Source organism: Streptomyces sp. NPDC045021 (genome assembly GCF_056432645.1).
The window spans coordinates 553,820-578,633 of the sequence record NZ_JBWKIQ010000001.1 but is presented as its reverse complement, the minus strand read 5'-3'; the positions used below and the strand labels follow the sequence as shown (position 1 = coordinate 578,633).

The window sequence follows — 24,814 nt, the reverse complement described above, 5'->3', positions numbered from 1 at the left end:
GCGGTGCTCGCGCGGTGCGGTGAGCGCGGGCACCGCCCGAAGCGATGTCGAGGGGCGAGGAGAGCGAAGGAACTTGTTTCAAAGGGAGTTGAGAAGGAAGCCCCTTCATGGCCTCGCCATGGGCAACGTTAGCACTCAGCCCGGGATCAAGTCGCGCAGATTTTCGAGGGTGATGACCTGGGAATCCGGGTGCAGCCCCTCGGGTCGTTCGAGGCCGATGTACATCACGGGTTCGTCCGGGACTGCCTCGCCGTCCCACAGATCCACGGCCGTGGTGTCTCCGGACATCAGGTCGATCAGGTACCAGACCGTCAGATGCTCGCGCTCCACGACGGCGCGCACCACCTTGGACACCGACACCTGGTTCTCCTCGACCCGGTTGGCCGACGAGATGCCCTTCAGATACAGGTGCAGCCACTTCGCGCGCCACCGGCCGTTGTCCTCACGCCGGAACACCAGCGGCAGCGCCACTCGACCCGCTCCGCGAAGATCCGACTTCATCCGCACCGTGCGCGGCTCGAACGGCCGGCCCTTCTGCTCACCGTCGCGCAGCATGAAACCGAAGAACGACTCCTCGACCTCCTCGAAGCTCTCTCCGGCGAAGATGTTGACCTGCGGAACGATGAAGGTGCTGCGTACCCGGTCCAGGGACAGGTTGATGAACTCCGTGGCCCCGTCGGGAGCCTCGGTGATATCGCCCGAGTGCTCGCCTCCGACGGCCGTGAGGGATGTGTACGAGAGCCAGGAGTCGGTGCTGTAGTCGGCGTGGAGAAGCAGCGCCGAGAGGTCGTAGTCGGTCCGCTGCTCGGTCTCCTTCCAGTACACGAAGAAGCGCAGCTGCTCGCCGTCGACCGCCGAGACCGAACCGCGCGGCAGTACGCCGAGCCCGGCCGCGGTCGTCCTGCCGCTGAGCGGTAGCGCAACGTCGAGGATGTCGGGGTCCAGCAGCAGCCGGACCGGCGTCGGGAGCCTGCGGCGCAGCTCGGCGTCGAGGGCGGCGATCAGACGGTCGCGGTCGGCGGCGGGGACGGGCGGCCGGACGTCCGGGGCGACCCAGCCGCGGCCCCGGCGGTTGACGAAGACCCGGGGTTGGTCGGTCTCCCGCTCCCGGTTCTGGAAGTGCTCACGGACCGACAGCACGACCCGGCCGGATACCTCAGGAGCCACTCGCACCGCGGCGGCCACCACCGCGTCCCGCTGCTCCTGGTCGGCGGCTATCCGCAAAAGGAGGTCCAGGGCGCGGAACAGCTTGCCGGGAGCGGACGTCAGCAGCCGCACCGCACCGAGGATGTCGTACTCGTCGAGCAGCTTCTCGACGCGGCTGTCGAAGGACCGCGCCTCCTTCTCACCCCGCGCCACGGCGAACACATCGGCGGCGTGCGGCCAGCGCGGGTACTCGTGCGGGTGGAGACGCTCACCGAGCCGCTTGAAAGGCTCGCGATGCATGTGCACATCCGCCAGCTTGGCGGGGTTCGCCGAGACCACAGCGTCGAGGCCCGCGAGCAGCGCACGGCGGGCCGGCCGCTGCAGCGCCCGGAACCGGGTCGGCTCCTGCAGGGTCACGTCGCCGTCCGACAGCGCGCAGGCCAGCCGCAGCACATCAGTGACGGTGTCCAGCAGGAGGTCCGCGCCGACAGCCAGGCGGGCCTCGTTGACGACTGCCCGGTTCTCCCGGACCGGGATCGACTCCGGCTGGGGGCCGAGCGCGCACCGCTCGGCAAGGGTCTTGAGGTCGCGCAAGTGCTCCTCGCCCAGGGGCGTCGTGCTGCCCGCCAAGGCCAGGTACAGGTCCGTGAGTTCGTCGTCCAGGTCCCGACCGAGGTGCAGGACGGTCACCCGGTCACCCGCCGCGGCGATCAGCTCGTCCTGCGCCGCGAGCATCTCCTCGTAGGTGTGCTGGTAGCGGCCATACGTGGGGAGGCTGAGCAGGTCCAGTACCCCGTCGCCCAGCTGCGCCAGCACGTTCTCGCGCGATGTCTCGTCGGCGAGCGCCTTCGCCACACACTGCATCCAGAACTCTTCGGTGGCCGGCACGTTCGCGGGAAAGTCGATGAAGTACGAGTTGTGCCGGACGTGATCGCCCACCAACTCGCACACGGTGCGCAGCGTCTGCTGGGCGGTGTGCACGACCGCGGCCCCGGACAGCCCCGACAGCCGCTCGAGCAGTTCCGCCGAGAGCTTGAAGCCCACCGATGTCAGCGCCGCGTCGAACTGCCGCGCGGCGATGGTTCCTTCCCCGACGGAGCCCGTGGGGGAGGGAAGGCGGTGGGTGTGCCGAATGACCAGCGATTCGAGATGGTGCGACATCCGGAGATGATCGCAGAGGTGTGCGAGTGAGCGCACAGGAGTTTCTGTGCGCCGCACTGCGCTCGTGCGGTCTTCGGGTGCCGTCCGGCCACGCGCTGCACCGGCCCCCCGCCGCCGCAGCCGGTCCCGGCGATCTGACCCGGTTCCGCGATCCGGTGTTCCGCGATCCGGCCGGGCGCCGGTGGGGGCTCGCGGGGGCCCGTGCGGCGGGTCAGCCGACGGGGCGGCGGTCCACCGGCGTCACCGGGTTGCGGATGGCCACCGCGGTGCGGCGCGGGCCCGACCACGGAGCCGGAACGGCGTCGATGTCCCACGCCAGGCGGTAGGCCAGCGACTCGTAGTTCACCCGCCACCCCTTGAAGTGCGGCCAGGCCTCCTCCGGCGTGCGCTCCATCGGATAGCCCTGCGCCGCCATGCGCGCCACGCCGCGCAGGTACTCCGCGTACTCCAGGGCCAGCGGGTCCTCCGGCAGCGGATCGTGGTCGTACGGGACGCCGCGCATGTCGGCGATGTCACGCAGGCAGACGAAGCCGCCGCGCAGCGCCATCCGCACCTCCGCCTGCGGCCCGGAGGGATTGAACGCCAGCCGCAGGGCGGCCGCGTCCATCACCGACAGCAGGGCCAGCAGCCAGTTCCGGGTGGCCCGGGGGGAGCGGAACGCGATGAGCACCGGGTACGTCGTATGGCTCTCGCTCACCTCGGCGGCCCACCGCTCCCAGTTGCGGAACAGCTCGGTGAGGCTGTCCAGCAGCTCCACCTGGGCGTACCGCGCCAGGATCTCCGGCCCCCACGGCGGGCTCCCGGCGCGGGCCTGCAACATCGTCACCTCGGTCTCGCGGCGCGCGTACGCACCATAGAGCGTCGGCAGGTAGCCGATCTGCAGTCCGATGACGATCGGGCCGGTGGCCGCCGCGCAGAAGTCGATGGCCGTCAGCGTCGGACGGCTGCTGCTGGCGAAGCCGAGGGTGAACAGCGAGGATCCGGCCTCGAACAGCGCCGCCTGGGGACCGAGCCGGCTCACCGCGGCCTCCAGCAGGGCGTAGCCGCCCATGAAGCACGCCAGCCAGCTCATCAGCGTGATCACGATCGCCAGCGGGGCCGCGGGCGCGAGCACCCGGTCCTTGTTCTCGGCGCTGTGGCACCGGTCGGCCACCAGCTGGAAGGGCCGGTGGACCAGGCGCTGGACGATCTGGGTGAATCCGGAGCGGCTCGCGCGCGGTATCACCAGCGTCCGGAGCACGGAGGAGTAGATACCGAGCACGACGGCAGTACCCACGACGCCCAGCAGTGCGCGCAACACGGTGTCCTTCCAGGTCGGAGCGGGGCCGGAGGCCGGCTCGCTTCGCGGGAAAGCGTATGGCCCCGTGGTGCGGGAACCGGCAGGGCCACGCGCGGCGCAGATCACATACCGACTGGTCGGTCACCCATTCCCCTGGCGCTCCGCACGCTCTAACGTGAAGGCTGCCGGGAAGCCGGACCGAGAACGACGAGGAACAGCGGAAGGAGTCGCGGTGCGCGCGATCCAGATCACGGAGTTCGGTGGACCCGAGGTACTGCGGCAGGTGGAACTGCCGGAGCCCGAGGCACAGCCCGGACACCTGCTCGTGGAGGTGTCGTCCGCGGGGATCAACTTCGCCGACACCCACACCGTCGAGGACAGCTACCTCTCGCGCTCGACACTGCCGATGGTCCCCGGCGCCGAGGTCGTCGGCCGCACGCCCGACGGCCGCCGCGTCGTCGCCCTCGTCGACAACGGTGGCTACGCGGAGGTCGCCTCGGTCCAGGAGTACCTGGCGCACGACGTCCCCGAAGGCGTCAGCGACGGCCAGGCCCTCGCCCTCATCGTCCAGGGGCTGACCGCCTGGCACCTGCTGCGCACCTCCGCGCGGATCGCCGCGGGCGAGAGCGTCGTGGTGCACGCCGCCGCCGGCGGCACCGGCTCGCTGGCCGTGCAGCTCGCCAAGTCCTTCGGCGCGGGCCGGGTCATCGCCACCGCCTCCACCAAGGAGAAGCGGGACCTCGCGCTGGAACTGGGCGCCGACATCGCGGTCGACGCCGACGCCGAGGGGCTGAAGGACCGGCTCGTCGAGGCCAACGGCGGCAAGAAGGTCGACATCGTCCTGGAGATGACCGGCGGCCCGGTCTTCGACGCGTCACTCGCCGCCCTCGCACCCTTCGGCCGGCTGGTGACGTACGGCATGGCCTCCCGCGTCCCCCCGACGCCAGTCCAGGCCGCCCAGCTGATGGGCCGCTCCCGCGCGGTCGTCGGCTTCTGGCTGATGCACTGCCTCGGCCGGCCCGGCATGTACCGCGAGCCGATGGCCGAACTGCTCGCGATGACGGCGGACGGACGCCTCAAGCCCCAGGTCGGAGGCGTGTACCCGCTCGCCGACGCCGCCCGCGCCCACGAGGACATCCGCGCGCGGCGCACCCACGGCAAGCTGATCCTGGACGTCACGCGCTGAGCTCTGCCCGGCCGCCGGGACCCCGCCGGGCCGGATCGCGCCGAATCACCCGCTGATTCGGAAACCCGCGGCCCGTCGTGTTCGTTCTCCAAGATGCACTATGGACAACGGAGTACGACGGGCCGCGGCCTGCGACCCGCGCCCCGCACATCCCGGGAGCGGCCATGGATCAGTCCCGATTCGCCTCCGACCGCGGGCTGACCACCCGCATGACGGCCACGATGTTCATGATCGGGCTGCTGTATGTGGTCTTCGTCGGCGCGCTGTTGGCGCTCCTGCGCGGCTCCTGGCCGCTGATCCTGGTGATCGCCGCGGCGCTCTTCGTCGCCCAGTTCTGGTTCAGCGACCGGATCGCGGCCTTCAGCATGGGCGCCCGTGAGGTCACCCCCGAGCAGGCGCCCGAACTGCACGGCGTCGTGGACCGGGTCTGCGCCCTGGCCGACATGCCCAAGCCCCGGGTGGCGATCGCCGACAGCGATGTCCCCAATGCTTTCGCCACCGGCCGCAACCGGCAGAACTCGGTGGTGTGCGCCACCACCGGTCTGCTGCGCCGGCTGGAGCCGGACGAGCTGGAAGGCGTCATCGCGCACGAGCTGTCGCACGTGGCGCACAAGGACGTGGCCGTGATGACCATCGCCTCCTTCCTCGGCATCCTGGCCGGAGTGATCACCCGGATCGGCCTGTGGGGCGGCTTCCGCCGCGTCCGCGGTCCCGGCACCGCCGCGGTCGCCGTCCTCATCCCGCTGGTCAGCGCCGTCGTCTACGCGATCAGCTTCCTGCTCACGCGGATGCTGTCGCGCTACCGCGAGCTGTCCGCCGACCGGTCCGCCGCGCTGCTCACCGGACGGCCGTCCGCGCTGGCCTCCGCGCTCACCAAGGTGACGGGCGAGATGGCGGCCATCCCCACCAAGGACCTCCGCAAGGCCGGATCCTTCAACGCCTTCTACTTCGCCCCGGCGATCGCCCCGCTGCAGAGCACCGACGGGGGTTCGCGGCGCAAGCTGTCGCAGCTGCTGTCGAGCCACCCCACCCTGGAGCAGCGGCTCGAACAGCTCGGCCGGATCTCCGTCGAACTGGGCCGCGGCTGATGGGCCTGCTGGACGTGCTGCTCGGCCGCAGCAAACCCGTCAGGCCCGATCTGGACCAGCTCTTCGGCCTGCCGTCGGCGGCGATCACCCTGCAGACGGCGGGCTTCCTGCCCACCGGCCTCGGGTCGGTGTGCTTCGCCTCGGTCGAGGGCGGCGCCTTCGCCGAGATCCAGCAGGATCTCAAGGCGCTGGTGGCCACGGAACCGAGCCAGGACGCCTACGGCTACACCTGGCTCCTCTCCCGCCATGCGCCCGACGACGTACCCGCCCTCGTCACCGACCTGCACGCGATCAACGCGGGCCTGGAGGGGCGCGGCTTCGGCCCGCAGCTGCTCTGCTCCCTGATCGGTTTCCGGAACGCGGCCGGGCGCCCGCTGGCGCTGGTCTACCTCTACAAGCGCGGCGCCTTCTACCCGTTCGCGCCGCTGCCGGGCGAAAAGCGCGACAATCCGCTGGAGTTGCAGGTCAGGGCGCTGGTCACCGACGACCTGCGGATCGAGCAGGACCTCTCGCGCTGGTTCCCGGTCTGGGGCGCACCGGGTTTGTGAGGTGGAGGCGCGAGGCGCGGAACCCGTTGTACATAGTGTGGAGATCACACCCGAGATCGACTTGGAGGCAACTGCGTGGCGGAGTACGACGAAAACACAGTGCGGATCAGCCCGACGGATTGGGTGGCCAGGCAGGCGCGGACCTACGAGGAGTCCGGCGGCGTCAAGGGCACCGTCATGAACGGCTCGCCGTGCCTGCTCATGGACTACCTGGGCCGGCGCAGCGGCGCGTGGCACCGGACCGTGCTCATCTACGGGCGCGACGGCGCCGACTACCTGATAGTCGCCTCGAAGGGCGGCGACGACAAGCACCCGCTCTGGTACCTGAGCCTGCGCGACAACCCCGAGGTCCATCTGCGGGTGGACACCGAGCGGTTCGCCGCCACCGCGCAGACCCTGTCGGCCGAGGAGAAGGCCCGCGTCTGGCCGCACCTGGTCGACGTCTACGCACCGTACGCGGACTACCAGAAGAAGACCGAACGGGACATACCCGTGGTGCGGTTGCGCCGCGTCTGACGTGACCTGACGACCCGGTGCGGTCGTCAGCCGGGGAAGGCGTAGACGGTGGTGGCCTGTGCCACCACGTCTTCGCCGCCCTCGACGGCCATCGTGATGTCGACGAAGGCCAGTTTCCGGCCCAACTTGGTCACCCGGGCGGTGATCAGCACATCCGCGTCCAGCACGGCCCGTTGGAAGGTCGTCGCCTGCTGCACCGTCGTCATCGGCCCGTAGCCGCCGCGCGCCGCCGAGACCGCGATCACGGTGGCCGTGTCGGCGGCGGCCATCAGCGCCTGCCCCGACATCGCCCCGCCCTCCCGGGCCAGCCGGTCCGACCAGGGCAGCCGCAGCACGGCGTGCCGTTCGCCGGTCTCGGTCACCGTCAGCGCCAGATCCCGCACCCAGGGCGCGAAATTGTCGGCCAGGATCTTCTCCGCCTCAGCGGTGCTCAGCGTCACCACGCCATTGTGTCGACGCCTTGACGCCGCCACCAGGGCGCCGCGTACGGTCGGGCGGTATGAACCCCGACGCGGTGTTCCTCCCGCAGACCTACGCCGAGGGCGTCCCGTACGAGCTGTTCCGCGAACTGCGGGCCACCTGTCCGGTCCGCTGGACCGAGGAGCCCGCGGTGGGTCCGTGGCCCGCGGGGCCCGGGTACTGGGCGGTGTTCCGGCATGCGGATGTGAAGCAGGTGCTGCGCACGCCCGAGGTGTTCTCGTCGCACCTCGGCGCCACCCAGATCCGCGACCCGGACACCGGGCAGGACCTGGCGTTCGTCCGGGCGATGATGCTGAACCAGGATCCGCCGGACCATTCGCGGCTGCGCCGCATCGTGGCCGCGGCGTTCACCCCGCGGGCGGTGCGCGAGCTGGAGAGCGTCATCGAGGAGCGGGCCGGCGCACTGATCGCGGCGGTCGAGCCGGACGGCGCGGCGAACCTCGTGGAGATCGCCGCCGATCTGCCGGTGCGGACGCTGGCCCATCTCATGGGAGTGCCCGAGGAGGACCGGCGGCTGCTGTTCGACTGGTCCAGCCGGGTGATCGGCTACCAGGACGCCGAGTACGCCGACTCGCGTACCGCGGACGGCACCGGGCTCAGCGCCATCGGGCGCGCCGCGCTGGCGCACCGGCCGCCCGCGTCCGCGGTCCGCCCGGACGGCCGTCCGCTGAACCCGCGCTCCCGCGAGGCACTGGCCGACATGTTCGCCTACGCGCACGCGCTGGCCGAACAGCCCCGGCCCGGCAGCGTGATGGCGCGGATGCGCGCGGGCGGGCTCGGCCGGGACGAGTTCGAGAACATGTTCTTCCTCTTCGCCGTGGCGGGGAACGAGACGCTGCGCAATGGCATTCCCGGCGGTCTGTACACCCTGCTGAGTCATCCGGAGCAGCACCGGCTGCTGCTGGCGCGGCCCGAGTTGACGGAGCCGGCCGTCGAGGAGATGCTCCGCCACTGGCCGCCGGTGCTGGACTTCCGGCGCACCGCGGCGTGCGACACCGAGCTGGGCGGAGTCCGGATCCGCAGGGGCCAGAAGGTCGTCGTCTACCACGCCTCGGCCAACCGGGACGAGACGGTCTTCCCCGACCCGGACCGTTTCGACATCACCCGCACCCCCAACGACCACCTCAGCTTCGGCTTCGGCCCGCACTTCTGCCTCGGCTCGCACCTGGCCAGGACGCAGATGCGGGCGATGGTGCGGCAGGTGATGACCCGGCTGCCCGGACTGGAGCCGGATGGCGAGCCGGTGCGGCTGGTGTCCAACTTCCAGAACGGCCTGACGCACTTCCCGGTCCGGTGGCGGTAGTGCTGCAGGTCGTACCCCGTTACAAGGGCCCGGGCCGGGGACGTCCGGCGGTCAGTCGCGGTTGCCCTGCACTCCGAAGTTCCATGGCCCCCACTGGGTGAGCCCGGAGAAGACGTCCTTCTCCCAGGTGTGCGCGAACAGTTGGAACGGCTGGAGGTTGTCCGGTGCGAACGGGATGGTGATGCGCAGGACGTGCGGCAGGGTGACGTCCGTCCCGCCGCTGACGTCGAGCACCCGGCCGTCGGCCGCCGTGTAAGAAGCGGTGAAGGGAACGGCCGAGGTGATGTCCAACGTTCCGCGCCAGCCGTCGTGGTTCATCGCCCACCGGCCGATCCAGTCATCGGGCGAATTCGTTGGCCCGGTCGACCGCCTTTCGGTGTTCCACCGGATCGTCGAGCAGATACCGCTTCTCCTCGACGATGTCCTCGAAGCGGATGGCGTTCGTCATGGGCGCTCCCGTCGCATGGAGGTCGTTCGCATTCCCTTTTCGGGAGCGTAGCCTCGCTGCGCCGTGAAGTTCATGGACCGTGCCGCAGGCATAACCGATGGGATGAAATCGCGGGCGGTGGCGCATATTCCGGTGGCGGACACCCGCTACCCGGCCGACCGCGGCTCCCGCTCGTCGATGACGCGCTTGATCTTCCCGACCGAGCGCTCCAGGGTCTCCGGATCGACGACGGCCACCTCCACCGTCACTCCCACGCCGTCCTTGACGCCCTGTGCGATGGCGGCCGCCGCCGCGGCCCGCAGCTCGGCGCTCGCGCCGGGCCGCGCCTCGGCGCGCACGGTCAGCCGGTCGAGGCGGCCCTCGCGGGTGAGCCGCAGTTGGAAGTGCGGCGCCACGCCGGGGGTGCGCAGCACGATCTCCTCGATCGCGGTGGGGAAGAGGTTCACGCCACGCAGGATGATCATGTCGTCGCAGCGGCCGGTCACCTTCTCCATCCGGCGGAAGGGGCGCCGTGCCGTGCCGGGCAGCAGACGGGTCAGGTCGCGGGTGCGGTAGCGGATGACCGGCATCGCTTCCTTGGTGAGCGAGGTGAAGACCAGCTCACCGCTCTCGCCCTGTGCCATCACCTGGTCGTTGAGCGGGTCGACGACCTCGGGGAAGAAGTGGTCCTCCCAGATGTGCAGCCCGTCCTTGGTCTCGACGCACTCCTGCGCCACCCCGGGGCCGATGACCTCGCTGAGCCCGTAGATGTCCACCGCGTCGATGGCCATCCGCTCCTCGATCTCCCGCCGCATCTCCTCGGTCCACGGCTCGGCGCCGAAGATGCCGGTGCGCAGGGACGTCGAGCGCGGGTCGACGCCCTGCCGCTCGAACTCGTCGAGCAGCGTGAGCATGTACGAGGGGGTGACCATGATGATGTCCGGCCGGAAGTCCTGGATGATCCGCACCTGGCGCGCCGTCATACCGCCCGAGGCGGGAATGACCGTGCAGCCCAGCCGCTCGGCACCGTAGTGGGCGCCGAGGCCGCCGGTGAACAGGCCGTACCCGTACGCGATATGGATCTTCTGGCCGGGCCGGCCGCCCGCCGCGCGGATGGAGCGGGCGACCATGTCCGCCCACATGTCCAGGTCGTTGCGGGTGTAGCCCACGACCGTCGGCGCGCCGGTGGTGCCGCTGGACGCGTGGATGCGGCGGATGTCCGTCTCGGGCACGGCGAACATCCCGAACGGGTAGTTGTCGCGCAGGTCGGCCTTGGTGGTGAACGGGAACCGGGCGAGGTCGGCGAGTGTGCGGCAGTCCTCCGGCGTCACCCCGGCCGTGTCGAACGAGTTCCGGTAGAAGGCGACGTTGTCGTAGGCGTGCCGCAGGGTGGCCCGCAATCGGCGCAACTGGAGATCCCGCAGCTCCGCACCGCTCAGCTGCTCCCCGGCGTCGAGGAGGGTGTCGTCCGCTCCCGACCGATCGTTCGGTACTGTCGTCACGGGCTCAAGTAATCAGGATCCGCATCGCAGGTCAAGAGACGCGCGGCGATCCGCTGCCGCCTTCCGGCCGGCCCTGCGCGCCGTGCGGTAGTGCTTGACCCGGACACCCGCACCGTCCGAAGGTGGCCCCGGGCAGGTCCGGCAGCGGGGAGGCGTCATGGTCGCGGTGCACAGCAGTACGGTCGACGGGGTGCTGCGGCGCAGCGCCCGGCGGGTGCCGGACCGGGTGGCGGTGCGGTTCGGGGACCGGACGTGGAGCTATCGGGAGCTCGACGAGGCGGTGACCGCCGCGGCGGCCGTACTCCTGGAGACCGGGCTGCGGGCCGGCGAACGCGTCGCCGCTTACGGACACAACTCCGACGCCTATCTGATCGGCTTCCTCGGCTGCGCGCGCGCCGGACTGGTGCACGTGCCGGTCAACCACCATCTGGAGGGCGAGGACCTCGCCTACCAGATCGGGCAGTCCGGCAGCGTGCTGGTGCTCAGCGACCCGCAGCTGCGCGACCGGCTGCCCGGCGGCGTACGCGTCCTGGCGCTCCGGGACGACGACGCGTCGCTGCTCGCCCTGCTGCCGGCCGCCGGGCCGGCGACCGGCGCGCCGGAGGTCGGGGCCGAGGACCTCGCGCAACTGCTCTACACCTCCGGGACCACCGCGCTGCCCAAGGGCGCGATGATGACGCACCGCGCGCTCGTCCACGAGTACGTCAGCGCCGTGACCGCGCTCGGCCTGCGGGAGAGCGACCGACCGGTGCACTCGCTGCCGCTGTACCACTCGGCGCAGATGCATGTCTTCCTGCTGCCGTACCTGATGGTCGGCGCGGAGAACACGATCATCGCGGGGCCTGATCCGCAGACGGTCTTCGACCTCGTCGAGGAGGGTCGGGCGGACAGCCTCTTCGCGCCGCCCACCGTCTGGATCGCCCTCGCCAACCACCCGCAGTTCGCCGACCGCGACCTGAGCGGGCTGCGCAAGGCCTTCTACGGTGCCTCGATCATGCCCGTGCCGATCCTGGAGCGGCTGCGCGCCCGGCTGCCGGACCTCGCCTTCTACAACTGCTTCGGGCAGAGCGAGATCGGCCCGCTCGCCACCGTCCTCGGCCCGGACGAGCACGAGGGCCGGATGGACTCCTGCGGCCGCCCGGTGCTGTTCGTCGAGGCCCGGGTGGTCGACGAGGACGGCAAGGACGTACCGGACGGCACCCCGGGCGAGGTCGTCTACCGCTCACCGCAGCTGTGCGAGGGCTACTGGGACAAGCCGCAGGAGACGGCGGAGGCCTTCCGCGACGGCTGGTTCCACTCCGGCGACCTCGCGGTACGCGACGCCGAGGGGTATCTCACCGTCGTCGACCGGGTGAAGGACGTCATCAACTCCGGCGGCGTGCTGGTCGCGTCCCGCCAGGTCGAGGACGTGCTCTACGGGCATCCGGCGGTCGCCGAGGTCGCCGTCGTGGGGCTGCCCGACGAACGCTGGATCGAGGCGGTCACCGCGGTGGTCGTGGCGCGCGACGAGGTCACCGAGGACGAACTGATGGAGTACGCCCGCGGAAAGCTCGTCCACTTCAAGGCGCCCAAGCGGGTCCTGCTCGTCGACGAGCTGCCGCGCAACGCGAGCGGCAAGATCCTCAAGCGCGAGCTGCGCGACCGCTTCGCCGCGGGGCCCGGGGCCTCCTGAGGCCGAGCGCGTGATGAAAGGATCGGAGCATGATCTTCCGCACCGCCACGCGCGACGACCTGCCCGCCCTCATCGCCCTGATCTCCGAGGACACTGTCGACCCGCCGGTGGCCGCCCAGGACCGGGCCGCGGTCGACGAGGCGTACAGCCGCGCGTTCGACGCGGTGGACAGCGACGCGCGCAACGAGATCGTCGTGATGGACGACGGCGACGGCACGGTGCTCGGCTGTCTCCAGCTCACCTACATCCCCGGCCTGGGCCGGCGCGGCCAGGAGCGGGCACTGATCGAGGGCGTGCGGGTGCGGTCCGACCGGCGCGGCGCCGGACTGGGCCGCGCCCTGCTCAGCCACGCCATCGAGCGCGCCCGCGACCGCGGCTGCGGTCTCGTCCAGCTCACCAGCAACAAGCGCCGCACCGACGCGCACCGCTTCTACGACTCGCTCGGCTTCGCCCGCAGCCACGACGGTTTCAAGCTCGCCCTGTAGGCACGGCAGCCGGGCCCAGCGCAGCTCAAGGGCCTCGATTTCGCCGTTCAGTTGGCGGTCACTAAGCTCCCCGGATGATCACCAAAAGACGGCTGGCGGCCGGCCTGTGCGGCCTTGCCGCAACTCTCGCCGCCGGACTGTTCCCGGCGACCGCCGCCGCGGACGAGCCCACAGCGCAGGAACCACCCAAGATCGACCTGGTCCTGGACGTCAGCGGGTCGATGAGCGCGCGGGACGTGGACGGGAAGTCGCGGATGTCCGCGGCGCAGCAGGCGTTCAACGACGTGCTGGACGCGGTGCCGGACGATGTCCGGCTCGGCATAAGGACGTTGGGGGCCACCTATCCCGGCAAGGACATGAAGACCGGCTGCCAGGACAGCAAGCAGCTGTACCCGGTCGGCCCGGTCAACAGGACCGAGGCGAAAGCGGCCGTCGCGACGCTGCGCCCCACCGGCTGGACCCCCATCGGGCTGGCGCTGCGCGGCGCGGCCCAGGACCTGGCGGGCGGTGACGCCACCCGCAGGATCGTGCTCATCACCGACGGCGAGGACTCCTGCGGCCAGCCGGACCCCTGCGACGTCGCACGCGAACTCGCCGCGCAGGGCACCCATCTGGTGGTGGACACCCTCGGCCTGGTCGCGAACGACAAGATCCGCAAGCAGCTGAGCTGCATCGCCGAGGCCACCGGCGGCACGTACACCTCCGTGCAGCACACCGACCAGCTCTCCTCGCGCATCAAGCAGCTGGTCCGGCGCTCGGCGCAGACCCCGCCGGTCGTCCCCAAGGCGGTCCAGGGCTCGGCGCAGTGCGGGAACGCGGCCGGCATCACCCCCGGCGTCTACACCGACCGCGAGGAGTTCGGACAGCACCGCTACTACAAGGTCGCGGTGACCGACGGCCAGGAACTGCGCGCGACGGTCAGCGTCGGCGCCGACCGGGCGGTGAACGCGGACTACGGCGTACTGCTGCGCGCGGTGAGCGGCGAGGGCCAGGAACTGGTGCGGGGCTCGGACGCCGGCAGTGGCCGTACCGATGTGATGTCCTCGGGCCTGCGGTACGTCTACCCGGAGAAGGACTCGGACTCGGACGACGCCGTGCCGCCGCACACCGTGTGCCTGGAGGTCAGCAACTCCTTCTCGGCGCCCGACGCCGTCAAGCGCACCCCGGGCCTGCCCGTCGAGCTGACCCTCGACCTGGTCGACGCCCCCGACGAAGCCGCTGACGTCGCCGCGTTCGGTCTGGGCCGCGGCTGGGTGCTGCTCGGCGTCCTGGCGGTCACGGGTCTGTTCGCCGGACTGATCTGGGGCTGGCTGGCCCGCTGGCGCGTCGCTGTATGGAGGAGCAACTGATGCGTACGACACGTCTGGTGACCGCCGCACTGCTCACCGGGGCGGCCCTGCTCGGACCCGCCGCGACCGCACTGGCCGACACCCCCAGCAGCAGCCCGAGCTCGGAGGCCGGCGCCACCCCCAGCGGGAGCGCCGGCACCGAGGAGGAGGCCGCGCCGACCGAGGCCGGCACCGCCTTCCGTACCGCCACCGCGATCCGGCAGGGACAGGCCGCCACGGCCTCCGCCTCCACCGGCGACTACCTGTACTGGATGTTCCCGGCCGCCGCGGGACAGACCGCGACGGCCAGGGCGACGGTGACCCTGCCGGACCAGGCCACCCGGCACGGCGCGCAGACCTGGCAGATCGACGTCTACGACGGGCTGCGCCGCCGCCAGCCGTGCGTCTCGGGGGACCGGACGGTGCGGAGCCCGGACTCGGGTCCTTCCGTCACCCTCACCTGCACCCTGCGCACGGTCCGGCCGATCGCCGACAGCAGGTCCAACGACCCGCTGCCGGGCGCGTACTACGTACGGCTGACCGTCGTCGATCTGCCGGCCGAGGATCTCGGGCAGCCGTTCAAGACGGAGGTTCTCGCGACCACGAAGGACGCCGGGGGAGCGCACTCCGAGGGCGGCGAGCTGGCCGCCCCGCTGACCCCCGCGGGACAGCCGGACGCGCTCGCCGCCCCGGAGGACGGTTGGACGGCCGGCTGGTGGTCCGACCGCTGGCTGTGGACCGCGGGCGGAGGTGTGCTCGGCGCGCTCGCCGCGATCGGCGGCTACACCCTCACCAGGGGACCGCGCCGATCGGGCCGGGTGCCGGCCCAGGCGTACGCGGGGCCGCCGCCCAGCGGTGCACGGGACGCGGAGGCGTTCTCGAGGCGCTGAGCGGCCGGCAGACACGGTCGTGAGACGTCAGCAGACGTTGTCAGACCTCAGGAGACGGTCAGGGCGAGACGGGCGATCCGGCCCTTCTCGCCCGCCGCCCAACAGCTGAGGTCGGGAGCGCAGTCGACCGTGTCGAAGGACCCGAAGTCGAACTGCCGCCAGGTGCGCCCCGAGTCGAGCGACAGATCGCTGCCGGTGGGTCCCACAGCGATCGCGGCAAAGCCCAGATGGGGGAGCCAGGCGACACCCGAGCGGTACGCCTGCGGCGGTGTCGCGGATGCCGTCCAGGTGGCGCCGCCGTCCTGGCTGACCGCTCCAGCCCGGGGCGAGGCCTGGTCGGCGCGGTAGTCGCCGCCGACGGCCAGGCCGTGCCGGGCGTCACGGAAGGCGAGGGCGAAGACGCCCTTGGCGGGGTCGCCGGCCGGGATCACGGTCGGCGCCGCCGTCCACGTCAGACCTCGGTCGGCGGAGTGCAGGACGCGTGAGGCCGGGCCGCCGCCGGTGGCCAGCCACACGTCATGGCTGCCGGAACTGACCAGGCACTGGCCACTCGCGGCGAAGGAGGCCTCGCCGTCCTGCGCGGCGGGCATGCCGTCGGAGGGCAGCACCCGCCAACTGCGGCCGCCGTCACCCGTGGACAGGATCCGGTACTTGCCGTCCACCGGGTCGCTGACGGCCAGTCCGTTCTTCGCGTCGAAGAAGGTCAGACAGTCGTAGAACGCCTTCGGGTCGGGGTTGCGGAAGGTCTCGGTCCAGGTGGCGCCGCCGTCCTGCGTCCGGTAGACGCGGGAGGCGTCGCCCTCGCCGATCGCGAGGGCCACCGCGCGCCGCGCGTCGAACGCCTCGATGTCGCGGAACTCCAACTCCGCGGCGCCCGGCGGGGACACATTGGCCCAGCCGGCGCCGCCGTCGGTGGTCCGCAGGATGGTGCCGGCGGATCCCGCCGCCCAGGCGGTCCGGCTGTTCACCGCCGACAGACCGCGGAACCGGGACGTCGTCCCGGTCGCCTTCAGCTCCCAGCCGAGCTTCGGGCTCAGCTTCGCCCCGTTCGCTTCCGGCCCGGCCGGTTTCCCTCCGCCCGGCTCCGGCCCGGCCTGCGCGGGCAGCGCCGCCACCGCGACAAGTGCCGCCCCGCACAACCCGATCGTCACCGTACGTCTCAGTATCCCCATGGCACTCATGCCGCGGAACGTAGCCGACCCCCTCGGCGCCGTCCAGACGGCACCGAGGGGGTCGGGTGGATGGGACTCATCCGGAGGCGGCCGCCTTGCGGGGCAGCAGCAGGACGAGCGCGGCGAGGGCGACTTCGACCGCCATCAGGAAGGCGAGGCTCAGACCGAAGGCGTGCGGGAAGGACTCCGGCACTCCGCTGCCGACCGCGCCGTAGAAGATGATGCCGATCAGTGCGACGCCCAGCGCTCCGCCGATCTGCTGGATGGTGGCCACGGCGCCGGAGGCGGAGCCGACCAGCTGGGGTGTGACACCCCGCAGCACGGTGGTGGTGAGCGGTGCGATGACCATGCCCATTCCCAGGCCGTCGAAGAACAGTCCGGGGACCAGCCAGCCGATTCCGCCGGTGGTGCCGATGGTGTGCGAGGCCTCCCAGAGCAGTCCCAGACCGAGGACCATACCGAGGGCGCCGACCGAGATCGTGTGCCGGCCGAGCCGGGCGGCCAGGTGGTGGGCGGTCGTTGAGGTGATCATGTAGCCGGCGCCGATCGCCGTGAAGACCACTCCGGAGCCGAGCGCGTCCAGGCCGCGGCCCTGCTGCAGATAGAGGGCGAGCACCAGGAAGAAGGACGCCTGGCCGATCCAGAACACCAGCTGGGCGATGGCGCCGACGGTGAATGTCCGCTCCCGGAACAGCGCGGTGGCGAGCAGCGGGTCGCCGCCGCGGCGGCCCAACCGGTGCTGGTGCACGGTGAACTCCGCGAACAGCAGCGCGGAGAGCCCCAGGCACAGCCAGGTCCACAGCGGCCAGCCCTGCTCACGTCCCTGGATCAGGGGCAGGACGAGAGCGACGACGGCGAGGGTCGACAGGACGACACCGGTGACGTCGAGGCGGGGGCGCTGGGGGGCGCGGGACTCCGTCAGGGTCCGCGGGACGAGCAGCAGGGTCACGGCGCCGACCGGCAGGTTGATCAGGAAGCAGGTGCGCCAGTCGAGGCCGAAGAAGTCCGCCTTGATGAGCACTCCGCCGATCAGTTGGCCGAACACCGCGCCGATACCCATGGTCAGCCCGTACATGCTGAACGCGCGGGCCTGGGCCTTGCCGGCGTAGTCGGTCTGGATGATGGAGAGCACCTGCGGGCCCATCAGCGCGGCCGCCAGGCCCTGCAGTACCCGGGAGGCCACGAGTATCCCGGCGGTCGGGGCGATCCCGCAGGCCACGGAGGTGAGGGTGAACAGCGCCAGCCCGACGGCGAAGATCCGTCTGCGGCCGAACATGTCACCCAGCCTTCCGGCGGTGATCAGCCCGGTGGCCAGGGCGAGTCCGAAGCCGGCCACCACCCACTGGATCGACGCGGTGCCCGCGTGCAGGTCCACCTGCATGGAGGGGATCGCGACATTGACGATGAAGAAGTCGAGGGCGGTCATGAAGGTCGCGACCAGGAGAACCAGCAGGCCCAGCCCTGGCCGGCGGGTGGCGGCCGGCCGCTGACGGTTCGCGGCGGAGGAGACGGTGCGTTCGTCGGTGACGGTCGATGCCATGGTGGAACTCCTGGGGGCAAGGGGGCGATACGGGTCGGTCGTCGGGTCGGTCGGATCGTCGGGTGTCGGTACGGGGGCGGGCGGGGGGGGGGGGGGGGGGGGGGGGGCCCCCCCCCCCCCCCCCCCGCGGCTCAGGCGGCCGGGACCTTGTCGAGGAAGCCGAGGACGCTGCGCAGCCGGCCGTCCTCGGTCAGCACTGCGACGTCGAACCCGATCACCAGCGACTCGCCGCCGGCCGGGCCCAGTTCCCAGGTGAAGCGGGCGATGTTGTGGTGGGCGTCCACCGGGCCGCCGAGGGTGAAGACCAGTCCGGGGAACTGGGCCTGCACGGCGCCGATGGTCGCGTCGATCGCGTCGCGCCCCTCGGCGACCACCAGCGGGTCGGTGTAGTTGGCGTCGTCGGCCCACAGTTCGTCGATCGCCGCGCGGCGGGCGGTGGGGTCGGTCTCGTTCCAGGTGGCGAGGTAGCGCTCGACGAGGTACTGGGTGTCGCTCATGTCCGGGTCTCCCTGCGGTTCGGTGTGCGGTGTGCGCTGTCGTGTTCTGTGTTGCGCTGTGTTCCTGCAGGTCAAGACGGTACGGAGATCGGACGGACACGGAATCAGTCATCGTTAGGTACTTTCCGGGCCCGGCATCATGAAGGGGCGGGCCCGCGTTGACCGGCCGCAGACCCGTAGGGGACTACAGGGAGGCAACAGGCGTGGTCTTGAAGCGGACCTGTGCCTACCGGTTGGCTGTGGACGATCACTGTTCGTAACCCGCCCGTGGAGGCAGCCCGCGGATGAGCCCACCTCCGCCCCCCTTCGGCTTCTCCCGGTCCAAGGACGACTTCGGCTTCGACCCGGCCCTCGACGACGTCGAGTTGGTCGCGGCTCGCAGCGCGCTGGGACAGGGACACTGGTCCGACGTGCGCACGTTGCTGGCCGAAACCGGCGACCACTGGGACCGTCGCGGCCACCGGCTGGTCGTGCTCGCCGAAGGCTCCGCCACCGCTGCCTGGACCCGTGAGTGGCAGCTCGCGGAACCGGACAGTCACGACGCGGCGATGCTGCTCGCCTGCGCCATGGTCTTCCGCGCGGTGGCCGGCAAGGCGAACCCGGAGGTCGCGCGGGAGGCCTGCCTCGCGGTGGCCCGGCTGACGCCGGCGGACCCGTCACCGTGGCTGGCGCTGCTGATCCTGGCCCGCCGTACCGGCAGCGACGAGGACCAGGTGCGCGCGTTCGACCAGGTACGCGGCCGGCACCGCAGCCACCACCACGCGCACCACCTGATGACCGCCTGCCTGGCCGAGCGTCAGAAGACCGACCGGAACGACCCGTTCCATGAGGTGTACGAGTTCGCCGAGTGGGCCGCGCAGGAGGCGCCCGAGGGCTCGCCCCTCGCCGGCCTTCCGCTGCTCGCCCATATCGAGCGCTACCGGGTGCTCGCCGGGACCGGCGCCGAGCCGAAGGACCCCACCGGCCTGCCGCACTGGACCAGCGGCCGGGGCCGGCAGAGTCTGCGCACGGCTTTCGACTGGTGGCTCGAGTGGCACGGCGGCGACCACCCGCGGCTCGAGCTGGACCTCAACCTGCTGGCCTTCGCCATGGTGCACAGCGGCCGCCCGGTGGAGGCCGCCGCGCTGTTCAACCGGATCGGCCCGCACGCCACCCGGCGCCCCTGGTCGTACTCCGGCCGCGATCCGAAGAAGGCATTCCGCGCCGCGCGCAGCTCCGCGCTCGGTTTCGGTTCTCCGTAGCACCCGATGCTCACCTCACCGGAAGGACACCGCAGCCATGCTGACGGGCAGTAAGACCGAGATCAGCACCTTCAAGGGCCAGGAAAGGGCGCTGCGCGCCGACCGGATCGGTACGACCGGACTCCTGCTCTCGGTGCTGGCGGCCAGCGCGCCGCTCATGGTCGTCGCGGGCGTCATGCCCACGACGTACGGTGCGACCGGGATCGTCGGGCAGCCGCTGCTGTTCGTGATCCTCGGTGTGGTGATGGCGCTCTTCAGCGTCGGCTACGCGGAGATGAGCCGGCATGTGCACAACGCCGGTGCCTTCTACGCCTACATCGCCCGCGGCCTCGGCGCCACGGCCGGTGTCGGCGCGTCCTTTGTCGCCCTCGTCTCGTACAGCCTCATGCAGGTCGGCATCTACGGGATCTTCGGCTTCGAGGTCGTCGGCCAGCTCGACCAGCACTTCGACATATCCATCGACTGGTGGATACCGGCGCTCTTCGCGGTGCTGCTCACCGGCGGGCTGGGCGCGCTGAAGATCGACCTGAACGCCAAGGTGCTCGGCGTGCTGCTGGTCGTCGAATGCGCCCTGGTCGTCGTGTGCGACATCGCCTTCGCCGCGGACCCGGACAAGAGACAGGGCCTGTCCCTGACCGGCTTCGACCCCGGCACGCTGACGGGTGCGGGTCTCGGTATCGCGCTCTGCTTCGCCGTCGTCGGCTTCGTCGGCTTCGAACAGGCCCCCGTGTACGCGGAGGAGACCAGCCGTCCGGGGCGGGCCGTGGCGCGCGCGATGTTCCTCGCCGTCGCCTTCGCGAGCGTCTTCTTCGCCCTCACCGCATGGCTGATGGGTGTGGCCGCCGGTCCTTCGCAGATCGTCGGAGCGGCGCAGGAGCAGAGTGCGGGCCTGCTGTTCGGTCTCACGGAGTCGCGGCTCGGCGGGACCTTCACCGACCTGCTGCACGTGTTCTTCCTGACGGGCATCTTCGCCTCGATGCTCAGTTTCCACAACGTCGTCGCCCGCTACGCCTTCGCGATGGGCCGCGAGGGGCTGCTGCCCTCCGCCGTCGGCCGCACGTCGAAGTCGAGCGGTGCCCCCGCGATCGGCTCGATGCTGCAGACCGTGGTCTCCCTCCTCGTCGTGGTCGTCTTCGCGGTCACCGACGACAAGCCGGCCGGGGACCCGACCGTGCCGGTGCTGCGGCTGTTCACCTGGGGCGGCAACGTCGGCGCCGTCGGCGTCATCCTCCTCATGGCGGTCGCCTCGGCCTCCGTCATCGCCTTCTTCGTCCGCCGCGGGGCCGGCCGTGCCCAGATCTGGCGGCTGCTGAGCGCCGGCGTGGCCGGGGCCGCCCTGCTCTTCGTGCTCGTCTACGCGGTCAAGGACTTCGATGTGCTGATCGGTCCTGACCAGGACGCCGCGCTGGCCTGGATCCTGCCGGGCATCGTGGCGCTCTCCGGTGTCGTCGGCATCGTGCTGGGCCTGGTGCTGAAGGCCACGAAGCCCGAGGTGCACGCGCGTGTCGGCCTGGGCAACGAGGCGTTCCAGCTGGAGAAGGCCGCGGCCTCCGAGACCTCCGCCTGACCGCAGGCCACCGGCCCGCCACGCCCTGGAGGCGCGGCGGGCCGGTGGCGTTTCCGGGACCCGCCCGTCCGGCCCTTGCCAGGACTGGAACACGTTCCTAACATCACTGATGTGACATCAGTACTGTCAAAGTGATCGGGGAGCTGATGGACGTGCAGGCAGGCCCGGGCCCACTGGCCGGCGTCAGGGTCGTCGAGCTGGCCGGGATCGGCCCCGGGCCGTTCGCCGCGATGGTGCTGGCCGACCTGGGGGCCGATGTCGTGCGGGTCGACCGGCCCGGCGGTTCCGGGCTGGGCATCGACCCGTCGTACGACATCACCAACCGCAACAAGAGGTCCGTGCTGCTGGACCTGAAGTCCCCGCAGGGCCCCGCTGCCGTCCTCGACCTGGTCGAACGTGCCGACATCCTGGTCGAGGGATACCGGCCGGGCGTCGCCGAACGGCTGGGCGTCGGCCCCGAGCAGGCGCTGGCCCGCAACCCCCGCCTGGTGTACGGGCGGATGACCGGCTGGGGCCAGGAGGGCCCGCTCGCGCACACCGCGGGCCATGACATCGGCTACATCGCCATCACCGGCGCACTGGGCATGATCGGCCCGGCCGACGGCCCGCCGGCCATCCCCGCCAACCTCGTCGGCGACTACGCGGGCGGCTCGCTCTACCTCGTCATCGGCGTGCTCGCGGCCCTGCAGCACGCCCGCACCACCGGCACCGGACAGGTTGTCGACGCCGCGATCGTGGACGGCACCGCGCATCTGACCTCGATGATCCACGGCATGGTCGCGGCCGGCGGCTGGCAGGACCGGCGCGGCGCCAACCTGCTCGACGGCGGCTGCCCGTTCTACGGCGTCTACGAGACCGCGGACGGCGGCTACATGGCGGTCGGAGCCCTGGAGAAGCGCTTCTACGCCGAGTTCGCCGCGCTGCTGGAGCTCGGCGACGACGCCCCGGACCGCGGCGACCTCGCCCGCTGGGGCGATCTGCGCGCCGCCGTCGCCGCTCGCTTCAAGACCCGCACCCGCGAGGAGTGGACGGCCGTCTTCGAGCGGTCCGACGCCTGCGTCGCCCCGGTGCTGTCGCTGCGCGAGGCTCCCGCCCATCCGCATCTCGCCGCCCGCGGCACCTTCACCGAGGACGGCGGCCTCGTCCAGCCCGCCCCCGCGCCCCGCTTCTCCGCCACTCCCGGCGCCGTACGCCTCCCGCCCGCCCAGCCGGGCGCGCACACCGCGGAGGTGGCCCGGGACTGGCAGCTTCCCGCCCTCGACCAAAGCCCCGCCCTCGACCAAGGCCCCGTACTCGACCAAGGCCCCGCGCTCGACGCGTCCGAAAGCCTCCGAGGAGACAAATCCGTATGAAGCGTGAGATCTTCACCTCCGACCACGACGCCTTCCGTGAGACCGTGCGGACCTTCCTGGCCAAGGAGGCGCTGCCGCACCACGAGCGCTGGGAGAAGGCGGGCATCGTCGACCGGGAGGCATGGCTCGCCGCGGGCCGCCAGGGCCTGCTCGGTGTCGCGGTGCCCGAGGAGTTCGGCGGCGGGGGAGAGCCGGACTTCCGCTACGGGGTCGTCCTGGGCGAGGAGTTCACCAGGGCGGGCGTCTCGGGGCTGGCCATCGGCCTGCACAACGACATCATCGGCCCGTACCTCACCTCGCTGGCCACCGACGAGCAGAAGCGCCGCTGGCTGCCGGGCTTCTGCTCCGGCGAGATCATCACCGCGATCGCCATGACGGAACCGGGCGCCGGCTCCGACCTGCAGGGCATCCGCACCACCGCCGCCGACCACGGGGACCACTGGATCCTGAACGGCTCCAAGACCTTCATCTCCAACGGCATCCTCGCCGACCTCGTCATCGTCGTGGCCCGCACCGGCCACGAGCCCGGCCAGGAGGGAGCGAAGGGCCTGAGCCTGCTGGTCGTCGAGCGCGGTATGCCGGGCTTCGAACGCGGCCGCAACCTGGACAAGATCGGCCAGCACGCGCAGGACACCGCGGAGCTGTCGTTCAGTGATGTGCGGGTGCCGAAGGCCAACCTGCTGGGCGGCGAGAACCAGGCGTTCCTGCACCTGATGACCAATCTCGCGCAGGAGCGGCTGGCCATCGCGGTCTCCGGGATCGCCGCCGCCGAATCGGTCCTGGAGCTGACCACCGAGTACGTCAAGCAGCGCGAGGCGTTCGGCCGTCCGCTGGCCAAGCTCCAGCACATCCGGTTCGAGATCGCGGAGATGGCCACCGAGTGCGCCGTCACCCGCTCCTTCATCGACCGTTGCATCACCGAGCACAGCGCCGGCGGGCTCGACGCCGTCCATGCCTCGATGGCCAAGTGGTGGGCGACGGAACTGCAGAAGCGGGTCGCCGACCGCTGTCTGCAACTGCACGGCGGATACGGCTACATGGCCGAATACCGGGTCGCGAGGGCGTTCACCGACGGCCGTATCCAGACCATCTACGGCGGCACCACGGAGATCATGAAGGAGATCATCGGCCGTTCACTGCTCTCCTGATCCTCCGACCGACCTCCGGACCCCTCATTCCCGAAAGGCACCCGACGTGAGTCCCGAAGCGTACGTATTCGACGCCATCCGCACCCCGCGCGGCCGCGGCAAGGCCAATGGCGCACTGCACGGCACCAAGCCGATCGACCTGGTGGTCGGCCTCATCCACGAGATCCGCCGCCGGTTCCCCGGCCTGGACCCGGCCGCCATCGACGACATCGTGCTGGGCGTCGTCGGCCCGATCGGCGACCAGGGCTCCGACATCGCCAAGATCGCGGCGATCGCGGCGGGGCTGCCCGACACCGTCGCGGGTCTGCAGGAGAACCGCTTCTGTGCCTCGGGCCTGGAAGCGGTCAACCTGGCGGCGGCGAAGGTGCGCTCCGGCTGGGAGGACCTCGTGCTGGCCGGCGGCGTGGAGTCCATGTCGCGCGTCCCGCTCGGCACCGACGGCGGCGCCTGGGCGATGGACCCGATGACCAACTTCGAGACCGGCTTCGTCCCGCAGGGCGTCGGCGCCGACCTCATCGCCACCATCGAGGGCTTCTCCCGCCATGACGTCGACTCCTTCGCGGCCCTGTCGCAGGAGCGGGCCGCCGAGGCGTGGAAGGACGGCCGCTTCGCCCGGTCCGTCGTCCCGGTCCTGGACCGCAACGGCCTGACCGTCCTGGACCACGACGAGTTCATCCGCCCCGGCACCACCGCCGAGACCCTCGCTGCCCTCAAGCCGTCCTTCGCGACGGTCGGCGAGGCGGGCGGCTTCGACGCCGTGGCGCTGCAGAAGTACCACTGGGTCGAGAAGATCGACCACGTCCACCACGCGGGCAACTCCTCGGGCATCGTGGACGGCGCGGCGCTCGTCGCCATCGGCAACCGCGAGACTGGCGAGCGGTACGGCCTCACCCCGCGGGCCCGTATCGTCTCGGCCGCCGTGTCCGGCGCCGACCCGACGATCATGCTGACCGGCCCCGCGCCCGCCGCCCGCAAGGCGCTCGCCAAGGCGGGCCTCAGCATCGGTGACATCGACCTGGTGGAGATCAACGAGGCGTTCGCCGCCGTTGTGCTGCGCTTCGTCCGCGAGATGGGCCTGAGCCTGGACAAGGTCAACGTCAACGGTGGCGCCATCGCCATGGGCCACCCGCTCGGCGCCACCGGCGCGATGATCCTCGGCACCCTCATCGACGAACTGGAACGGCGCGATCTGCGCTACGGCCTGCTGACGCTGTGCGTGGGCGGCGGCATGGGCATCGCCACTGTCATCGAGCGCGTCTGACGCCGAGTCCAACCCCCTTACGGAG

22 protein-coding genes are annotated in these 24,814 nt (G+C 71.3%); 14 read left to right on the top strand and 8 right to left on the bottom strand.

All coding sequences use genetic code 11. The features are described from left to right. Nucleotides 1-135: 135 nt before the first annotated feature. Both AC07DC_RS02650 and AC07DC_RS02645 read right to left on the bottom strand, forming a co-directional pair. A complete protein-coding gene (locus AC07DC_RS02650; RefSeq protein WP_478911159.1) occupies nucleotides 136-2,307 on the bottom strand; it encodes a TerD family protein in 2,172 nt (723 codons plus the stop codon). A 211-nt stretch (nucleotides 2,308-2,518) separates the two neighbouring features. Then, nucleotides 2,519-3,607: a hypothetical protein gene (locus tag AC07DC_RS02645; RefSeq protein WP_478911157.1), complete on the bottom strand. Its 1,089-nt coding sequence runs from the start codon at nucleotides 3,605-3,607 to the stop codon at nucleotides 2,519-2,521. Nucleotides 3,608-3,818: 211 nt separating this feature from the next. Between AC07DC_RS02645 and AC07DC_RS02640 the strand changes: the two genes are divergently transcribed. The 4 genes from AC07DC_RS02640 to AC07DC_RS02625 all read left to right on the top strand — a co-directional run bounded on the left by AC07DC_RS02640 (nucleotide 3,819) and on the right by AC07DC_RS02625 (nucleotide 6,924). After that, a complete protein-coding gene (locus AC07DC_RS02640) occupies nucleotides 3,819-4,772 on the top strand; it encodes a quinone oxidoreductase family protein (protein WP_478911155.1) in 954 nt (317 codons plus the stop codon). A gap of 164 nt (nucleotides 4,773-4,936) precedes the next feature. After that, entirely contained in the window at nucleotides 4,937-5,860 is a 924-nt protein-coding gene (gene htpX / locus AC07DC_RS02635; RefSeq protein WP_478911153.1) for a zinc metalloprotease HtpX, read from the top strand. Then, the gene (gene pspAB, locus AC07DC_RS02630) at nucleotides 5,860-6,408 is read left to right on the top strand and encodes a PspA-associated protein PspAB (protein ID WP_478911151.1); all 549 of its coding nucleotides are present in this window, start codon (nucleotides 5,860-5,862) and stop codon (nucleotides 6,406-6,408) included. Before htpX ends, pspAB begins: the two co-directional genes overlap by 1 nt. Before the next feature lie 75 nt (nucleotides 6,409-6,483). Further along, nucleotides 6,484-6,924, top strand: coding sequence for a nitroreductase family deazaflavin-dependent oxidoreductase (locus AC07DC_RS02625; RefSeq protein WP_478911149.1), 441 nt, complete (start codon nucleotides 6,484-6,486; stop codon nucleotides 6,922-6,924). A 26-nt stretch (nucleotides 6,925-6,950) separates the two neighbouring features. Here AC07DC_RS02625 and AC07DC_RS02620 read toward each other — a convergent pair whose 3' ends face one another. After that, a complete protein-coding gene (locus AC07DC_RS02620; RefSeq protein WP_478911147.1) occupies nucleotides 6,951-7,364 on the bottom strand; it encodes a PaaI family thioesterase in 414 nt (137 codons plus the stop codon). A gap of 59 nt (nucleotides 7,365-7,423) precedes the next feature. Between AC07DC_RS02620 and AC07DC_RS02615 the strand changes: the two genes are divergently transcribed. Beyond that, nucleotides 7,424-8,707 (top strand): cytochrome P450, encoded by a 1,284-nt coding sequence (locus AC07DC_RS02615; RefSeq protein ID WP_478911145.1) that lies wholly within the window; start codon nucleotides 7,424-7,426, stop codon nucleotides 8,705-8,707. Nucleotides 8,708-8,758: 51 nt separating this feature from the next. On the opposite strand, the gene AC07DC_RS02610 is transcribed toward AC07DC_RS02615, so the two are convergent. Both AC07DC_RS02610 and paaK read right to left on the bottom strand, forming a co-directional pair. Beyond that, nucleotides 8,759-9,025 carry a hypothetical protein gene (locus AC07DC_RS02610; RefSeq protein ID WP_478911143.1) on the bottom strand — a complete coding sequence of 89 codons (267 nt, stop codon included), beginning with the start codon at nucleotides 9,023-9,025 and terminating at the stop codon, nucleotides 8,759-8,761. A 276-nt stretch (nucleotides 9,026-9,301) separates the two neighbouring features. Continuing rightward, on the bottom strand, nucleotides 9,302-10,636 hold the full coding sequence (gene paaK, locus AC07DC_RS02605) for a phenylacetate--CoA ligase PaaK (RefSeq protein ID WP_478911141.1): 1,335 nt from the start codon (nucleotides 10,634-10,636) through the stop codon (nucleotides 9,302-9,304). Between the two features lie 157 nt (nucleotides 10,637-10,793). Here paaK and AC07DC_RS02600 point away from each other — a divergent pair, with 157 nt between their 5' ends. From AC07DC_RS02600 to AC07DC_RS02585, 4 genes are all read left to right on the top strand, one after another. Then, a complete protein-coding gene (locus AC07DC_RS02600; RefSeq protein ID WP_478911139.1) occupies nucleotides 10,794-12,308 on the top strand; it encodes a fatty acyl-CoA synthetase in 1,515 nt (504 codons plus the stop codon). 29 nt (nucleotides 12,309-12,337) lie between these two features. After that, entirely contained in the window at nucleotides 12,338-12,793 is a 456-nt protein-coding gene (locus AC07DC_RS02595; protein WP_478911137.1) for an N-acetyltransferase family protein, read from the top strand. A gap of 74 nt (nucleotides 12,794-12,867) precedes the next feature. After that, nucleotides 12,868-14,142, top strand: coding sequence for a VWA domain-containing protein (locus AC07DC_RS02590; protein ID WP_478911135.1), 1,275 nt, complete (start codon nucleotides 12,868-12,870; stop codon nucleotides 14,140-14,142). Further along, nucleotides 14,142-15,011: a hypothetical protein gene (locus tag AC07DC_RS02585; RefSeq protein WP_478911133.1), complete on the top strand. Its 870-nt coding sequence runs from the start codon at nucleotides 14,142-14,144 to the stop codon at nucleotides 15,009-15,011. Before AC07DC_RS02590 ends, AC07DC_RS02585 begins: the two co-directional genes overlap by 1 nt. A gap of 47 nt (nucleotides 15,012-15,058) precedes the next feature. On the opposite strand, the gene AC07DC_RS02580 is transcribed toward AC07DC_RS02585, so the two are convergent. The 3 genes from AC07DC_RS02580 to AC07DC_RS02570 all read right to left on the bottom strand — a co-directional run bounded on the left by AC07DC_RS02580 (nucleotide 15,059) and on the right by AC07DC_RS02570 (nucleotide 18,220). After that, nucleotides 15,059-16,183: a WD40/YVTN/BNR-like repeat-containing protein gene (locus AC07DC_RS02580; RefSeq protein ID WP_478912577.1), complete on the bottom strand. Its 1,125-nt coding sequence runs from the start codon at nucleotides 16,181-16,183 to the stop codon at nucleotides 15,059-15,061. A gap of 76 nt (nucleotides 16,184-16,259) precedes the next feature. Beyond that, nucleotides 16,260-17,723: an MFS transporter gene (locus AC07DC_RS02575; protein WP_478911132.1), complete on the bottom strand. Its 1,464-nt coding sequence runs from the start codon at nucleotides 17,721-17,723 to the stop codon at nucleotides 16,260-16,262. Nucleotides 17,724-17,854: 131 nt separating this feature from the next. Beyond that, nucleotides 17,855-18,220, bottom strand: a complete 366-nt coding sequence (locus AC07DC_RS02570) for a nuclear transport factor 2 family protein (RefSeq protein ID WP_478911130.1) — start codon at nucleotides 18,218-18,220, stop codon at nucleotides 17,855-17,857. 284 nt (nucleotides 18,221-18,504) lie between these two features. On the opposite strand from AC07DC_RS02570, the gene AC07DC_RS02565 reads away from it, so the two are divergent. From AC07DC_RS02565 to AC07DC_RS02545, 5 genes are all read left to right on the top strand, one after another. Further along, nucleotides 18,505-19,461: a hypothetical protein gene (locus AC07DC_RS02565; RefSeq protein WP_478911129.1), complete on the top strand. Its 957-nt coding sequence runs from the start codon at nucleotides 18,505-18,507 to the stop codon at nucleotides 19,459-19,461. Nucleotides 19,462-19,498: 37 nt separating this feature from the next. After that, nucleotides 19,499-21,028: an APC family permease gene (locus AC07DC_RS02560; RefSeq protein ID WP_478911127.1), complete on the top strand. Its 1,530-nt coding sequence runs from the start codon at nucleotides 19,499-19,501 to the stop codon at nucleotides 21,026-21,028. A gap of 146 nt (nucleotides 21,029-21,174) precedes the next feature. Further along, nucleotides 21,175-22,380 (top strand): CaiB/BaiF CoA transferase family protein, encoded by a 1,206-nt coding sequence (locus AC07DC_RS02555; RefSeq protein ID WP_478911125.1) that lies wholly within the window; start codon nucleotides 21,175-21,177, stop codon nucleotides 22,378-22,380. Further along, on the top strand, nucleotides 22,377-23,528 hold the full coding sequence (locus tag AC07DC_RS02550; protein ID WP_478911123.1) for an acyl-CoA dehydrogenase family protein: 1,152 nt from the start codon (nucleotides 22,377-22,379) through the stop codon (nucleotides 23,526-23,528). The genes AC07DC_RS02555 and AC07DC_RS02550 overlap by 4 nt, the downstream gene beginning before the upstream one ends. Nucleotides 23,529-23,574: 46 nt before the next feature. Continuing rightward, nucleotides 23,575-24,789, top strand: coding sequence for an acetyl-CoA C-acetyltransferase (locus tag AC07DC_RS02545; RefSeq protein WP_138355207.1), 1,215 nt, complete (start codon nucleotides 23,575-23,577; stop codon nucleotides 24,787-24,789). Nucleotides 24,790-24,814: the final 25 nt, after the last annotated feature.

What these genes read in the sequence shown, in the direction of transcription:
- AC07DC_RS02600 (WP_478911139.1), top strand. Translation starts at nt 10,794, where the DNA reads ATGGTCGCGGTGCACAGCAGTACGGTCGACGGGGTGCTGCGGCGCAGC.
- htpX (WP_478911153.1), top strand. Translation starts at nt 4,937, where the DNA reads ATGGATCAGTCCCGATTCGCCTCCGACCGCGGGCTGACCACCCGCATG.
- AC07DC_RS02615 (WP_478911145.1), top strand. Translation starts at nt 7,424, where the DNA reads ATGAACCCCGACGCGGTGTTCCTCCCGCAGACCTACGCCGAGGGCGTC.
- AC07DC_RS02575 (WP_478911132.1), bottom strand. Translation starts at nt 17,723, where the DNA reads ATGGCATCGACCGTCACCGACGAACGCACCGTCTCCTCCGCCGCGAAC.
- AC07DC_RS02610 (WP_478911143.1), bottom strand. Translation starts at nt 9,025, where the DNA reads ATGAACCACGACGGCTGGCGCGGAACGTTGGACATCACCTCGGCCGTT.
- AC07DC_RS02590 (WP_478911135.1), top strand. Translation starts at nt 12,868, where the DNA reads ATGATCACCAAAAGACGGCTGGCGGCCGGCCTGTGCGGCCTTGCCGCA.
- pspAB (WP_478911151.1), top strand. Translation starts at nt 5,860, where the DNA reads ATGGGCCTGCTGGACGTGCTGCTCGGCCGCAGCAAACCCGTCAGGCCC.
- AC07DC_RS02550 (WP_478911123.1), top strand. Translation starts at nt 22,377, where the DNA reads ATGAAGCGTGAGATCTTCACCTCCGACCACGACGCCTTCCGTGAGACC.
- AC07DC_RS02555 (WP_478911125.1), top strand. Translation starts at nt 21,175, where the DNA reads ATGGACGTGCAGGCAGGCCCGGGCCCACTGGCCGGCGTCAGGGTCGTC.
- AC07DC_RS02570 (WP_478911130.1), bottom strand. Translation starts at nt 18,220, where the DNA reads ATGAGCGACACCCAGTACCTCGTCGAGCGCTACCTCGCCACCTGGAAC.
- AC07DC_RS02585 (WP_478911133.1), top strand. Translation starts at nt 14,142, where the DNA reads ATGCGTACGACACGTCTGGTGACCGCCGCACTGCTCACCGGGGCGGCC.
- AC07DC_RS02565 (WP_478911129.1), top strand. Translation starts at nt 18,505, where the DNA reads ATGAGCCCACCTCCGCCCCCCTTCGGCTTCTCCCGGTCCAAGGACGAC.
- AC07DC_RS02595 (WP_478911137.1), top strand. Translation starts at nt 12,338, where the DNA reads ATGATCTTCCGCACCGCCACGCGCGACGACCTGCCCGCCCTCATCGCC.
- AC07DC_RS02650 (WP_478911159.1), bottom strand. Translation starts at nt 2,307, where the DNA reads ATGTCGCACCATCTCGAATCGCTGGTCATTCGGCACACCCACCGCCTT.
- AC07DC_RS02580 (WP_478912577.1), bottom strand. Translation starts at nt 16,183, where the DNA reads ATGGGGATACTGAGACGTACGGTGACGATCGGGTTGTGCGGGGCGGCA.
- AC07DC_RS02560 (WP_478911127.1), top strand. Translation starts at nt 19,499, where the DNA reads ATGCTGACGGGCAGTAAGACCGAGATCAGCACCTTCAAGGGCCAGGAA.